Genomic DNA, 467 nt, shown 5'->3' with positions numbered 1-467 from the left:
CTCGGCTCCATCATCTTCCAGAGCAGGCATATCAACGTCACAGGCTTCGTCGTCTTCCTCGTCGATGCTGAGGCCAAGCTTCAGCATTCTATGAATCCTGGTGGCGAAGGTGTTGGGATCATCAAGGCTGAACCCGGAAGTAAGCAAGGAGGTCTCGAACAGCAACATGACGAGATCTTTGACAGACTTATCGCTCTTATCAGCCTCGGCTCTCTTTCGCAGCTCTTCCATGATGCCGTTGTCAGGATTGATCTCCATCGTCTTCTTCGAAGACATGTACGAGCCCATGCTGCTATCTCTCAACGCCTGGGCCTTCATGATCCTCTCCATGTTCGCCGTCCATCCGTACTCGCCGGTGACAAGGCAGCACGGCGAGTCGACGATCCGATCAGACACGACAACCTTCTCCACCTTGTCGCCAAGGATGTCCTTCATGGTTTTGCAGAGATTATCGAAGGATTTCTTTT

Annotated in this window: 1 protein-coding gene; it reads right to left on the bottom strand. The window is 52.2% G+C overall.

The window, feature by feature from the left end; genetic code table 11:
- Positions 1-467 (bottom strand): hypothetical protein (locus C6N31_RS47220; RefSeq protein WP_198359667.1); only part of this gene is annotated, 467 nt, incomplete at both ends.

Source organism: Streptomyces fildesensis (assembly GCF_016107395.1).
Taxonomy (GTDB): Bacteria; Actinomycetota; Actinomycetes; order Streptomycetales; family Streptomycetaceae; genus Actinacidiphila; species Actinacidiphila fildesensis.
This window is presented reverse-complemented; position numbering and strand designations above follow the sequence as displayed.